The following is a 13,289-nucleotide window of genomic DNA, read 5'->3' on the forward strand; positions in this document are numbered from 1 at the left end:
AGGGGGGCAAGACAACCCTTCTTTGGTATGAGAGGAGGGCGTCAAATTGGCGGGCCGCTAGGGAAGCGCTGATCAATTCCACACGCCCTCTGCGAGTGCTCAAGGGTGCAGATGCAAGGCGCGATGTGCAGCCAATAGTGGTCCTATTGGCAAGCAACGCAACGCCGCAGGAGAAGGGTTCAGCCGCTCAGGAGCGGCTGAATTCGAGGTTGTCGATCAGGCGGGTGGTGCCGAGATAGGCTGCTGCCAGCACAACCAGTTCGGCCGTATCGTCGCTGACGGGTGCCAGGTTTTCGGCGTTGCGCAGGTCTAGATAGTCCGGACGCATGCCCGCGTCACTGAGGCGTTGGCTAGCCTCAGTGATGATCTGGGCATAGTCGTTCCGACCACCCTGAACCTCGGCGGCAATCTGCTGCAACGTCCGCTGCAGAATCGGCGCAATAGCCCGTTGTTCGGCGCTCAGGTAACCGTTGCGAGAGGATAATGCCAGACCATCCTCGGCGCGAATGGTCGGGTGGCCCATGATCTGTACCGGCAGGCAGAGATCGTGCGCCATCTTGCGAATCACGGCGAGTTGTTGATAGTCCTTCTGGCCGAATACGGCGACGTCCGGGCCAACAATGTTCAGCAGCTTGCTGACGACCGTCGCTACGCCTTCGAAGTGGCCGGGGCGGCTGCCACCGCAAAGTCCTTCGGAAACCACGGGGACGCTCACCCGGGTGTGACCCTCCATGCCCTCGGGATACATCTCGCTGGCAGTGGGCGCGAACACCAGGTGGGCGCCGACGTCCAGCAGCTTCTTCTGGTCTTCGGCGAGGGTGCGCGGATAACTGTCCAGATCTTCGCCCGGCCCGAACTGCATCGGATTGACGAAAATGCTGACCACCACGTAATCGGTGCGCTGCAGTGCCTTCTCGACCAGAGCGATATGGCCGGCGTGCAGGTTGCCCATGGTGGGAACCATACCAATGCGCTTGCCTTCCTGGCGGGCACGACTTACCGCAGCGCGCACTTGCGCGATGGTGTGCAGAGTGTTCATGGGCTCAGAACTCGTGTTCGGCTGCTGGGAATTCTACGCTCTTGACCGCATTCACGTAGGCGCGAATGGCCGACTGAATATCGGGCTGACCGGTCATGAAGTTTTTCACGAAGCGCGGGACGCGTCCACTGAGCGAGAGGCCGAGCATGTCATGGACCACCAGTACCTGGCCATCGGTGCCGCTGCCAGCGCCGATGCCGATAACCGGTACGTTGACTGCCGCAGTAATGGCATTGGCCAGGGCTGGTGGCACACACTCGAGCAGCAGCATGGCGGCGCCCGCAGCCTCCAACGCCCTGGCATCCTCGATCATGGCGCGGGCCTGCGCTTCGTCACGGCCCTGCACCTTGAAGCCACCCAGCACATTGACGGTCTGCGGGGTCAGGCCCATGTGAGCACAGACCGGGATGCCATTGCGGCTCAGCACTTCAATGCTGTCTGCCAGCCAGCGACCGCCTTCCAGCTTGACCATGTGAGCGCCGGCACGCATGAGTTCGGCGCTATTGGTCAGCGCCTGCTCCAGGGTGGCGTAGGCCATGAACGGCAGGTCGGCCATGATCAGCGCGCCCTTGTTGCCGCGTTTGACGGCGGCGGTGTGGTACGCCATGTCGGCAACGCTGACCGGCAGTGTGCTGTCGTGGCCCTGCAGGACCATGCCCAGCGAGTCGCCGATCAGAATGACTTCAACGCCTGCTTCACTTTCAACGTGGGCGAAGGTCGCGTCGTAGGCTGTCAGACAAACGATCTTTTCGCCGCTTTGCTTGAGTTTGTTCAGCGTGGTCAGAGTAACGTCAGGCATGGCTGATTCCAGTGTGTGGCTGTTGCTGGGCGCTTCGGCACCGTTGAAGTTGACGCTCGCGCCGGGTGCAGTGGCGAGAGTATAGCCTTGGCCGGGCAGGCTTCCGGTAACACGTGGCTGGTCACCGGAATCGCATCCTACGTGTCAGCCCGGGGGTGTCAAGTCCGTTTGCGCACCAGCCTGTTGTATAAAAAATGGCAATGCCTGCAGATCACCGCGTGGGCAGTTCTGCAGCATGTCATGCAGTGGTGTGCCGTCGGGCATCTGCAGCGTCGGTGCGATTTCTGCCAGAGGGTAAAGGACAAAGGCGCGGGCGTGCATGTGATAGTGCGGTACTTGCAGGCGCTTACTTTGGATTACCTGGTCACCGTAGAGCAGGATGTCCAGATCCAGTGTGCGTGGACCCCAGCGCTCGGCTTTGCGCACCCGGCCATGCTCCTGCTCGATACGCTGTAACTGGTCGAGCAGCGCTTCGGGGGGCAGCTCGGTGTCGAGGGCGAGCACGGCGTTGATATAGGACGGCTGATCCTGTGGCCCCATTGGCGCACTGCGGTACAGCGACGAGCAGCTGATCAGCTGGCTTTGCGGTAGTGCGCGCAGTGCCCGGCAGGCGGTCTGGACCTGTTGAACAGGATCGCCCTGGTTGCTGCCCAAGGCTATATAGCAGCGTGGCATCAGTTGCCCTGCGGCTTGCGCGGCTTGTTTCTGCGGGGGCGTGAACGTGAGCGCTTGCCGCCGCTTTTGTTGCCATCGCCGAGTTCGCGAATCATCTGCCGGCGCTGGTCTGGACTGGCGTCCTGATACTGAGTCCACCACAGACCAAGGCCGTCAGTCTGCTCGCCAGCCGCTTCGCGCAGCAGCAGGAAGTCATAGGCCGCGCGGAAGCGCGGATGCTCCAGCAGCTGGTCAGCTCGGCGGCCACTGCGACGCTCAAGGCGCGGTTGCATGTCCCAGATTTCCCGCATCGGAATACTGAAACGCTTGGGAATGGCGGTGTGCAGGCATTGCTCCGCAAGCAGCTCGTGAGCGGCCTGCTGGTAGGCGGGGATTGCCGGTATACCCTGTTCTTCCAGGTGCTGCACGCGCTGCGGCAGGGCTGGCCAGAGCAGCGCCGCGAACAGAAAAGCCGGGGTAACCGGTTTGTCCTGGGCAATGCGTTCGTCGGTATTGCGCAGTGCCTGGCGGACCAGCTGCAAGGTGTAGTCGGGACGCTCGAGGATCGCTTCGTCGGTGTCCGGGAACAGCGGCGCAACCAGATCGTACTGGTAGAGCAGGTCGAAGGTCGCCAGACCCTGGCCGCTCATCAACAGCTTGAGGCTTTCATCAAACAGCCGCGCTGCAGGTATGTCATGCAGCAGCGGGGCCATCGACTCGATAGGCGCCGCGGTGTGCTGCTCAATCTCGAAGTTCAGCTTGGCCGCGAAGCGCACGGCGCGCAGCATGCGGACCGGGTCTTCCTGATAGCGCTGTTCGGGGCGGCCGATCAGCCGGACCAGGCCGTTACGGATATCGTGCACGCCGTTGGCAAAGTCGTGAATCTGACCGGTGCTGACATCAAAGTAGAGTGCGTTGATGGTGAAGTCGCGGCGCTGGGCGTCCTGTTCGAAGGTGCCGTAGACGTTGTCGCGCAGCAGCCGGCCGGACTCGCTCTGACGCGATTGTTCTTCCGTGGCTTCGGCTTCGTGGTTGGCTCGGAAGGTGGCGACTTCGATGATTTCCCGACCGAAATGAACGTGGACCAGCTTGAAGCGTCGGCCGATCAGGCGCGCGTTGCGAAATGTCGCGCGAACCTGTTCAGGCGTTGCACTGGTGGCGACGTCAAAGTCTTTGGGTGTGATATCAAGCAGCAGGTCACGTACGCAGCCGCCAACCAGGAAGGCCTGATAGCCTGCCTGTTGCAGGCGTTCGACCACACTGACGGCGTGCCGGCTTAGGCGCTCTCGACGCAACTTGTGCTGGCTGGCGGGGATAACGCTCGGCGTGGTACGACGGCGCTGAGGATGGCCGAAGGGCGAAGGTATTTTCTGCAACAGCTTTCGAATCATAGGGTTGGGTTGTTCCGGCTGCCGATCAGCGTGAGCTGTTGCTCTGCCTGTTGACTTGCACGGTAGCGCTGATGAATGGGATCGCGCAACAGGCTGCTTGGCCGAACGCGAATATAGCCTGTCGGCCGCAATTGACGTGCATTCTAGCCTGAAATGTCTTGAAAGGTAAGGAAGGGGATAATTCGGGGTGAAGCGCTTGGGGGGAGAAAGCTCAAGGGGAGTAGTGAACTCCCCCTAATGGTTTTTTATTATTGTTTTTATCAGAGCTGTTCTTCTTTTTTGTTTGAAGCGGCAAACGCCGCTTTCCGACTGACCCATCTCGGGTTGTCCAAAACAAACGGATTGCTTTGGAAGCTTAGGTTCGAAACGGCCTTCTTGTGGCTTTGGACGGTGGGTTGCTTTAGCAACTTTTATTCTTCTCTGCCCAATCGAACATCCTGTTCGCGATCCGACTGCTATTCTCCAAAAAAATCAGTTTGCTGCGTCTCTCACGTCTTGTTTTTATTGTGTGTGGAGTCGAATGTTATTTTTGTTATGAGTTTTGGTTTTTATTGTTGTTGTGCCAGATATAAAGCATTCGCCGTGCCAACTTTTTAAATTCCTTTAAAAACAATGGTTTGCGATTTTTGGTCTCTGTGTTACCCCAAAGGTGTTACCGCGGATTCGACTAAAGTGTTACCTCTGTGCGGGTTAGGGGTAACAGTTTTGTGGGAACTTTCCTGGTAACAGGTAACACATTGGTGTGACGGTGGTGCTGCGCAGAGGAGGGCGCAAGGGTTTTTGCGCCCTCCGATTGCGGGAGAGGTGGGATCAGGTGTTGGCCGTTTTCTTGCGGGGAATGCCCAGGCGTTGGCGGCGCTCCCACAGGCATTTGCGGCTGATGCCGAGCTTGTGCGCCAGTTGAGTCTCGGTCATATGGTCCTGGTGCTCGAGCACGAAATGTTGGAAATAGTCCTCCAGAGACAGGTCCTCGGCCGGTTCCTGCCCAGGAGTCACCTCATTCTTCATGGTTTCCAGCGCGTTTGCGGCTTCCGAGGCGCGTTCGATCTCGGCATCCAGCTCGATCCCCAGCAGGTCGGCGGTGATTTCCTCGTGGTCGCAGAGAATGGCTGAGCGCTCAATGGCGTTCTCCAGCTCCCGTACGTTGCCCGGCCAGCTGTAGGCGAGGATCGCCCGCTCGGCATCTTTACTGAAGTGCAGGCCTTCCATATTCATGTTGCGTGCCGCGCGCTGCAGCAGCGCCTCGGCGATTAGCATCACGTCACGGCCCCGCTCGCGCAGCGGCGGCAGGCGCAGTTCGATGACGTTCAGACGGTAATACAAGTCTTCGCGGAACAGGCCCTGACGCGCCATGGTCTTGAGGTCCCGGTGGGTCGCCGCTACTAGGCGGACATCCACCTTGTGCGATTGCACCGAACCAACCCGACGAATCTCGCCTTCCTGCAGCACCCGCAACAGACGCGCCTGCGCTTCCAGTGGCAACTCACCGATCTCGTCAAGGAACAGGGTGCCGCCGTCGGCTGCTTCGACCAGACCGGTGCGGTTGCTAGTGGCGCCAGTGAAGGAGCCTTTTTCGTGGCCGAACAGCTCGGACTCGATCAGGGTTTCCGGAATGGCAGCGCAGTTCACCGAAATCAGCGGAGCCTTGGCGCGCTGGGATTGCTCGTGCATGGCGCGGGCGACCAGTTCCTTGCCCGTGCCAGACTCGCCCTGGATCAAGACGGTAGAGTCGGTCGGGGCAACTTTGCGGATGCGCTTGAACAGGGTCTGCATGGCGTCGCAGGCGCCGATGATTCCCATGTCGGTGCCGCCGGTGTCGCCCTTGCTCGGTTGCTCTGGCGGTGGACTGGCGGCCGGTGCACTCGTTGCCTGCTGTTTGCGTTCGCTGCCAGCGGCAATGATGCGCTGCACGGTTTCGACCATCTCGTCGTGGTCGAACGGTTTGGCGATGTAGTCGACCGCGCCCATTTTCATCGAATCCACGGCTGAACGCAGGCTGGCGTAACTGGTCATGATCAGGACGGGCGTATTTGGCGCGCGGCGGATCATCTCGGTGCCGGGATCTCCCGGCAGGCGAAGGTCGCTGATGATCAGCTTGAAACTGTCTAGGTCGTGTCGCTCGACGGCCTCGCTGACCGAGCCGGCTTCCTCAACCTGGTAGTGGTGGCGTTCCAGCAACCGCTTTAACGCCGTGCGGATGATGGCTTCGTCTTCAACAACCAGAATGTCTGACATAGTTACCTCACAGGTGACGGCGCCTGTTACAGCTTCAGGCAGGGGCGCCGTTACCGCTCATGCTATAGCGCGGCAGGGTAATGGTGAAGCGGGTGCCACGCTGGGTTGTCTGGTCGACCGGGCTGTCGATAGTTATCTGGCCATAATGCTCTTCGATGATGGAGTAGACCAGTGCCAATCCGAGCCCGGTGCCTGTCCCTGGTTCCTTGGTAGTGAAGAACGGCTCGAACAGCCGGTCCATGATTTCCTTGTCGATGCCGCCGCCCTGATCTTCTACCTGCAGCAGCACCTGATGTTCGTTTTCCTGCGTGGCGATGGTGATGGTGTCGCCACTGTGACTGGCATCGCGGGCATTGCCCAGCAGGTTGATCAGCACCTGCACCAGACGTTGTGAGTCACCGGCGACCAGATGCTCAGGCCGACACAGGTTAACATACTTGACCTCCGGCCCCCTGCGATTGAGCGAAAGCAGGTGAATGGCTTCGTTGGTACAGGAGGCCAGGTCGACCGGTTCGTTGGGGTTCTGGTGGCGGCTGCCAACGTGGGCAAAATTGACCAGCGACTGCACGATGCGCGAGACCCGCCGGGTCTGGTCGAGAATCTGCTCCGCCGCTTCGCGTGACTCGGACTGTTCTGACTCGTCACGCAGATTCTGCGCCAAACAGGCGATGCCGGTAATCGGGTTGCCAATCTCGTGGGCGACGCCGGCAGCCAGACGGCCGATTGAGGCCAGGCGCTCGGAGTGCATCAGCTCCTCTTCCAGCATCTGGTTTTCGGTCTGATCCTCGACCAGCAGTACCAGGCCGCTACCGCCGACGTAGCCCGGTTCGTCAATGGCCGCCTTGTGCAGGCTCAGCCACTGGGTATGGCCGTTGACCGACAGTTTCTGCTTATGCAGGTGTGAGGCCTGATCATCGACGAAACGCTCGAATAGCTCGCGCCAGGCGGTGGGTAGGCTGTTCAGGCGCGAGCCGATCACGCTGTCGGCATCGATGCCGGTCAGCGCTTGCATGGCGTGGTTCCACATCAGGATCTCGTTGTCCTGTGCCAATGAGCAGACCCCCATAGGCAGGTGTTGCAGCGTCTGACGGTGATAGCGGCGCAGGGCGTCAAGCTCTGCCGCCAGACCGGTCAGTCGGCTGTGGTAGTCCTCCAGCCGGTTCTCGATGAAGTGAATGTCTTCGGTCATGTAGCCATCGCGACCCATCTTGAACGGCAGGAAGGTCTCGATGATGTCCTGCGCAACCGATGGGCCCATCAGGCCGGACAGGTTGGCCTCCAGCCGGTCGCGCAGGCGGCGCAGCGCATAGGGACGGCGCTCATCAAACGGCAGCTTGAGGTCACGCAGTGCCTGTTCGACCTCATGCTGTGCGGTTTTGTTACCGAGCGGTTTGGCCAGTTGCTGGGCAAACTCCTGAGGCGAGGACGCCATCAGTTGCATCCGCTGGGGGCGACTGACGTTGTCAACAGAACAGGCTTCGGCGGCGCTCTGTTCCTCGCTGGAACGTTGGGTAAACAGTGAGACCAGTGCCAGTACGACTACGTTGACCGCCAGCGAGGTGATGGCAGCGAGGTGCCAGGTGTCGGCGTTGAAGGTCAGGGTGATGCCGAATAGCTTGAGGCCTGGCAGCTCGGTGACCAGAGGCAGCAGAAGAGTGACTGCCCAGACCAGCATGCCAGCAATGACGCCGCCGATGAAGCCGCGGCGGTTGGCCTGTGGCCAATAGAGCACTGACAGGGTACCCGGCAGAAATTGCACAGTGGCGACGAAGGAGGCGATACCCAGGTTGGCCAGGTCCTGCTCGGCGCCAAGCAGGCGGTAGAAGCCGTAACCGGCCATGATGATCGCGGCGATCAGGGTGCGCCGGGTCCACAACAGCCAGCGGTAGATGTTGTTGTCGGCACTCGGCTGATAGAGCGGCAGCACCAGATGGTTCAGTACCATGCCCGACAGCGCCAGGGTGATGACGATGATCAGCCCGCTGGCTGCGGACAGGCCGCCGATAAAGGCTACCAGTGACAGCCACTCGGAGCCGCCGGCGACACCCAGGCCGAGGGAGAAGTATTCGGGGTTGGTGCGCACGCCGAGGTGCAGGCCAGCCCAGAGAATCGGCGGCACCGCCAGGCTCATCAGCAGCAGAAACAGCGGCAGCCCCCAACTGGCTGTGCCCAGCGCCCTGGGGTTGAGGTTCTCGGTGAAAGCCATGTGATACATGTGCGGCATCACGAAGGCAGCGGAGAAGAACACCAATAGCAGGGTGCGCCAGGGGCCTTCCTGCAGAGGGGTGTGCAGGGTGATCAGGGCCTCCTGATTGCTGTCGAGCCAGAGCTGCAGGCCCTGCGGGCCGTCGAAAACCACGTAAAGGGCGTACAGGCCTATCGCGCCGATGGAGACCAGCTTGACCAGTGACTCGAAAGCGATCGCCATCACCAAGCCTTCGTGTTTTTCACGGGCGGAGATATGGCGGGCTCCGAATAGAATGGCGAACAGAATGATCAGCACACAGAAGCCGAGCGCCACCGTGCCCTGGCCGGATTCCTGGGTCAGAATCTGCACCGAGTCGGCGACGGCCTGAATCTGCAAGGCGAGCAGGGGCAGTACGCCGACCAGCATGAAGATAGTCGTCAGCGTCCCGGCCCAGGTGCTGCGGAAGCGGAAGGCAAACAGGTCCGCCAGCGATGACAGCTGGTAGGTACGGGTAATGCGCAGGATCGGGTTGAGCAGCACGGGTGCCAGCAGAAAGGCGCCGCAGACGCCGAGATAGTACGTCAGAAAACCGTAACCATACTGGTAGGCCAGTCCGACGGTGCCGTAGAAAGCCCAGGCGCTGGCGTAGACACCGAGGGACAGCGTGTAGACCGCAGGGTGGCGCAAAATGGCGCGCGGAACGCGGCCGTTTTCAGTCGCCCAGGCGACGCCGAACAGCAGGATCAGATAAACAATACTGATCAGCAGCAGTTGGCTGAGATCAAAGCTCGTCGGCATCTTTTGGGCTCTGTAGCAGCATGCCGGCAATGATCAGAATCAGCCATAGCACGTAGGGTCGGTACCAGGCACCCTGCGGTTCTATCCACCAGTCCATGATGGCTGGGGAGAACAGGTAGATGCCGATTACCAGCAGCAGTACCAGTCGATAGATGTACATGGGTATCCGTCTGTTGGGGCAACGTCCCGAGGGGGCGTGTCGCGGTTCAGCCCGTGATGGTAATCAGAGCGACCCGGCTTGCCAAGCAATCAACTCGGCAGGTTTGCTTCCAGCAGGCTGTTGGTGGGTGGCAGGCGCTCGGGTTGCCAGTGGCTGATGCCCCACGCCAGCAGCTCCGACACCGGTGCACCGCGCAGTGACTCTGGGACTGGCTGGGCCAGGGCGCGCAGCGCGCGCCAGAGCGTCGTCGGGGCATGCTCACGCTGGAGTGCGGCGGAACCCAGGCGCTTGCTCAGCTTCTCGCCATCAGGGCGAACAATCAGCGGCACATGCAGGTAATGCGGTGGTGTGTGGCCGAGTAACTGATACAGCCAAAGCTGTCGTGGAGTCGAATCCAGCAGGTCGGCGCCGCGCACGACATCGGTCACGCCCTGATTGATGTCGTCCAGCACGACCGCCAACTGATAGGCGTATACCCCGTCGCGTCGGCGGATGATGAAGTCGCCGAGCTCCCTGGCCAGGTTTTGGGTCAACGGTGGCTGCAGACGGTCGATGCAGGTTATGGGGCGATCGCTGACCCGCACTCGGACTGCGTGATCGGCCGCCGCAGGCAGCTGACGCTTAGCGCAGGTGCCGGGATAGATCGGGCCGTGTTGCAGCAGCGTCTTACGCGGGCAATCGCAGTAGTACGCCAATCCCTCATTCAGCCACTGCTCGGTCTGCGTGCGATACAGCTCCAGGCGCTCGCTCTGACGCACAATCTGCCCGTCGTGCTCAAGGCCAAAGTCTTCCAGGGCGCGGAGTATCTGGGCTTCTGCTTCAGGTTGGCTGCGCGTCTGGTCCAGGTCTTCGATGCGAATCAGCCATCGGCCGTTGGCGTGACGGGCATCAAGATAGCTGGCGAGGGCGGCAACCAGTGAGCCGAAATGCAGCAGGCCGCTGGGGGTGGGAGCGAAGCGCCCGACGTAGGGAGAGGTCATGCGGGGAAGGGTGTTGCAGGCTGCGGGGCAGCCTGCAATACAGCGGGCCGGCTCAGCTGCCGACCTGCTTTTCCTTGATTTCTGCCAGGGTCTTGCAATCGATGCACAGAGTTGCAGTCGGACGTGCTTCCAGACGACGGATACCGATCTCGACGCCGCAGGAGTCGCAGAAGCCGTAGTCATCCTCTTCGATGCGCTGCAGGGTCTGGTCAATTTTCTTGATCAGCTTGCGCTCGCGGTCGCGGGCACGCAGTTCGAGGCTGAACTCTTCTTCCTGACTGGCCCGGTCGGCGGGGTCAGGGAAGTTAGCCGCTTCATCCTGCATGTGGTGCACGGTGCGGTCGACTTCTTCCATCAGCTCCTGTTTCCAGGCGTTGAGGATGTTGGCGAAATGCGCGAGCTGCTGCTCGTTCATGTATTCCTCGCCCTTCTTTTCCTGATAGGGAACGAAGCCGCGGATCAACATTGATGTTTTCTGCTTGGCATTGCTGGGCATGAGAACCCCTCACTTGTTGCTCTATCTTCCTGTTTCAGGTCCCACCCACTCAACCTGACGTGCGTCGGCCAAAAGCCTGCAAGCGGGCAAAACTACCAGAACCTGATGGCCTGCGCTACTGTTTGCCGCCAGAAGGCTTGGCGGCGCATGTGGCGTCGCTGTCAGCCCTGCTCTGGCAGGGTATCATCGGCGTTTTTGCCGTCATTTCAGGATTTTTCTATGTCGCAGCAGCGCTGGGCTCATCGGGTTCAGGAAATTCAGCCTTTTCATGTCATGGCCGTGCTTGCGCGGGCCCGGGCGCTGGAGGCTCAGGGGTGTGATGTCGTTCACATGGAAATTGGCGAGCCGGATTTCACCACGCCGGCGCCGATCATCCGTGCGGGTCAGCAGGCGCTGGCCGATGGTTGCACCGGTTATACCCCCGCTCTGGGGCTCCCTGCATTGCGTGACGCTATTGCCGGATTGTATCGCCAGCGCCATGGCCTGGAGCTGGACCCGGCGCGGGTGGTGGTCACACCTGGTGGTTCAGCAGCGTTACTGTTGGTCAGCGCACTGCTGGTCGAGCCGGGCCGCAAAGTGCTGATGGCGGATCCGGCCTATCCGTGTAATCGTCATTTTTTGCGGCTGGTTGAAGGGCGCGCGGTACTGGTGCCGACCGGACCGGAAACCAACTATCAGCTGACGCCGGAACTGATCGAGCAGCACTGGGACAGCGACTGTGTTGCCGTGCTGGCGGCATCGCCGGCCAATCCGACCGGCACCTTGCTGTCGCGAGAGGAGTTGGCTGCCCTGTCCGCGACTTGCCGTCGTCTTGGCGCCGAGTTGATCGTTGATGAGATCTACCACGGCCTGACCTACGGCGTCGACGCGTCGTCGGTGCTGGAGGTGGCTGATGACGCCTTTGTGCTTAACAGTTTCTCCAAGTACTTTGGTATGACCGGCTGGCGCCTTGGCTGGCTGGTGGCGCCAGAAGCTGCGGTACCCGAGCTGGAAAAGCTAGCGCAGAACCTCTACATCTGTGCGCCACACATGGCGCAGCAGGCGGCCCTTTCTGCTTTCAATGAAGAGAGCCGTGAGATTTGTGAAATTCGCCGTGGGGCCTTTCAGGCACGGCGCGATTTCCTGTTGCCTGCGGTGCGTGAACTTGGCTTCAAGGTGCCGGTTACGCCACAGGGAGCCTTCTATTTATATGCTGACATGCAGGCCTTGGGCGGCGACAGCGCGGGATTCTGCCAACATGTGATTGAGCGCGAGTTTGTCGCGTTGACCCCTGGCCTGGACTTTGGTCATCACCGTGCAGAACAGCATTTGCGGCTGGCCTACACCACCTCGCTGGAGCGGTTGGAGCAGGCGGTAGAGCGCATTGCCCGAGCGTTGGACAGCTGGTCGCCGGCATGTTGATTCCGTTCGAGACGCCGTTGCAGGAGGCAACGCTGCTGCGTCGCTACAAGCGCTTTCTGGCAGATATTCGTTTGCCGGATGGCCAAGAGCTGACAGTGCATTGCCCGAACACGGGCTCGATGCGTAATTGCGGTCAGCCCGGCGATCGGGTTTGGGTCACGCTGGACTTCAAGCCCGGGCGCAAGCTGCCGGGTACCTGGGAACTGGTTGAGATCGGCCCAGGCCAACTGGCCTGCATTCACAGCGCGCGGGCCAACCGGGTGGTCGGGCAGGCGCTGCAGCAGGGGGTGATCACACCGTTGGCGGGCTACCCTGAGCAGCGTGCCGAGGTCCGTTTGCCCGGCGGTACCAGCCGCTTCGACTTTTTGTTGTCAGGCGGCGCCTTGCCGGCGTGTGTTGTTGAGGTGAAGAGCGTAACCCTGGCGTTGGGCAACGGTGTGGGCGCCTTCCCGGACGCGGTCAGCGCGCGAGGCCAGAAGCATCTACGCGAGCTGATGGATGTGGTGCAGGGGGGGCGGCGTGCCTGTCTGCTGTTCTGCGTTATGCACTCTGGCATTGAACGGGTGCGCCCTGCGGATGAGGTTGACGCGGAGTACGGCCGACTGCTGCGCGAGGCGGCGGCAGCCGGTGTCGAAGTGCTGGCGTGGTCGGTCTGGCCGGAGCCGGATGGAATGCAGGTGCGTGGCGCGCTGCCGGTGCTGTTATGACGGCTGCTCGTCGTCCAGCCAGATGTGACCGTTGCTGATGTGGCAGTGCAGCTGGCGCAGTGACTGGCCAACGCAGGGACCGGCAACGCACTCGCCGTTTTCCGGTAGAAACAGCGCGCCGTGGGTCGCGCACTGAATTAGGCGACCGGAGTTGTCGAGGAACTGGTCCGGCACCCACTCCAGGCTGATGCCGCGGTGCGGGCAGCGATTCTCGTACAGATAGACCTGCTCGCCCTGGCGGACTAGGAACAGTGACTGTCCCTGGTGGATTACACCCTTGCTGCCGCGCAGGGGCAGGTCGTCCAGGTGGCACAGGGGCTGTGGTTTAACGTCATCGTCAGACATGGCGCTGATTATCCGTTGGCAGCCAAGGGAAAGCCAGTTGTCGTCATGACGGACGTGTCTGCGCCCGGTATGCTGGCAGACCTCTCACCGGTGGCG

The 13,289-nt window shown here is 61.1% G+C and carries 12 protein-coding genes; 2 read left to right on the plus strand and 10 right to left on the minus strand.

Going from position 1 to position 13,289, the window contains the following annotated elements; genetic code table 11:
- Nucleotides 1–187 precede the first annotated feature (187 nt).
- From panC to dksA, 9 genes are all read right to left on the minus strand, one after another.
- Nucleotides 188–1,039 (minus strand): pantoate--beta-alanine ligase, encoded by an 852-nt coding sequence (gene panC, locus C1949_RS15275; RefSeq protein ID WP_104739334.1) that lies wholly within the window; start codon nucleotides 1,037–1,039, stop codon nucleotides 188–190.
- 4 nt (nucleotides 1,040–1,043) lie between these two features.
- Nucleotides 1,044–1,838 (minus strand): 3-methyl-2-oxobutanoate hydroxymethyltransferase, encoded by a 795-nt coding sequence (panB, locus tag C1949_RS15280; protein WP_104739335.1) that lies wholly within the window; start codon nucleotides 1,836–1,838, stop codon nucleotides 1,044–1,046.
- Between the two features lie 144 nt (nucleotides 1,839–1,982).
- Nucleotides 1,983–2,513 carry a 2-amino-4-hydroxy-6-hydroxymethyldihydropteridine diphosphokinase gene (folK, locus tag C1949_RS15285; RefSeq protein ID WP_104739336.1) on the minus strand — a complete coding sequence of 177 codons (531 nt, stop codon included), beginning with the start codon at nucleotides 2,511–2,513 and terminating at the stop codon, nucleotides 1,983–1,985.
- Nucleotides 2,513–3,883 (minus strand): polynucleotide adenylyltransferase PcnB, encoded by a 1,371-nt coding sequence (locus C1949_RS15290; protein ID WP_104739337.1) that lies wholly within the window; start codon nucleotides 3,881–3,883, stop codon nucleotides 2,513–2,515. Before C1949_RS15290 ends, folK begins: the two co-directional genes overlap by 1 nt.
- 810 nt (nucleotides 3,884–4,693) lie before the next feature.
- The gene (locus tag C1949_RS15295) at nucleotides 4,694–6,118 is read right to left on the minus strand and encodes a sigma-54-dependent transcriptional regulator (RefSeq protein ID WP_104739338.1); all 1,425 of its coding nucleotides are present in this window, start codon (nucleotides 6,116–6,118) and stop codon (nucleotides 4,694–4,696) included.
- 34 nt (nucleotides 6,119–6,152) lie between these two features.
- Nucleotides 6,153–9,104: a sensor histidine kinase gene (locus C1949_RS15300; protein ID WP_104739339.1), complete on the minus strand. Its 2,952-nt coding sequence runs from the start codon at nucleotides 9,102–9,104 to the stop codon at nucleotides 6,153–6,155.
- On the minus strand, nucleotides 9,088–9,264 hold the full coding sequence (locus C1949_RS15305; RefSeq protein WP_090475058.1) for a hypothetical protein: 177 nt from the start codon (nucleotides 9,262–9,264) through the stop codon (nucleotides 9,088–9,090). Before C1949_RS15305 ends, C1949_RS15300 begins: the two co-directional genes overlap by 17 nt.
- Before the next feature lie 89 nt (nucleotides 9,265–9,353).
- Nucleotides 9,354–10,244 (minus strand): tRNA glutamyl-Q(34) synthetase GluQRS, encoded by an 891-nt coding sequence (gene gluQRS, locus C1949_RS15310; RefSeq protein ID WP_104739340.1) that lies wholly within the window; start codon nucleotides 10,242–10,244, stop codon nucleotides 9,354–9,356.
- Nucleotides 10,245–10,296: 52 nt separating this feature from the next.
- Complete coding sequence (gene dksA, locus C1949_RS15315) at nucleotides 10,297–10,740, minus strand: RNA polymerase-binding protein DksA (RefSeq protein ID WP_104739341.1); 444 nt, start codon at nucleotides 10,738–10,740, stop codon at nucleotides 10,297–10,299.
- A gap of 219 nt (nucleotides 10,741–10,959) precedes the next feature.
- Here dksA and C1949_RS15320 point away from each other — a divergent pair, with 219 nt between their 5' ends.
- Together C1949_RS15320 and sfsA are read left to right on the plus strand one after the other, a co-directional pair.
- Nucleotides 10,960–12,141 carry a pyridoxal phosphate-dependent aminotransferase gene (locus tag C1949_RS15320; RefSeq protein ID WP_104739342.1) on the plus strand — a complete coding sequence of 394 codons (1,182 nt, stop codon included), beginning with the start codon at nucleotides 10,960–10,962 and terminating at the stop codon, nucleotides 12,139–12,141.
- A complete protein-coding gene (gene sfsA / locus C1949_RS15325; protein ID WP_104739365.1) occupies nucleotides 12,141–12,848 on the plus strand; it encodes a DNA/RNA nuclease SfsA in 708 nt (235 codons plus the stop codon). Before C1949_RS15320 ends, sfsA begins: the two co-directional genes overlap by 1 nt.
- Here sfsA and C1949_RS15330 read toward each other — a convergent pair.
- Nucleotides 12,843–13,193 carry a Rieske (2Fe-2S) protein gene (locus tag C1949_RS15330; protein WP_104739343.1) on the minus strand — a complete coding sequence of 117 codons (351 nt, stop codon included), beginning with the start codon at nucleotides 13,191–13,193 and terminating at the stop codon, nucleotides 12,843–12,845. The genes sfsA and C1949_RS15330 overlap by 6 nt on opposite strands.
- Nucleotides 13,194–13,289: the final 96 nt, after the last annotated feature.

Origin of the sequence: Halopseudomonas oceani, assembly GCF_002903165.1 — a bacterium.
Lineage (GTDB): Bacteria > Pseudomonadota > Gammaproteobacteria > Pseudomonadales > Pseudomonadaceae > Halopseudomonas > Halopseudomonas oceani.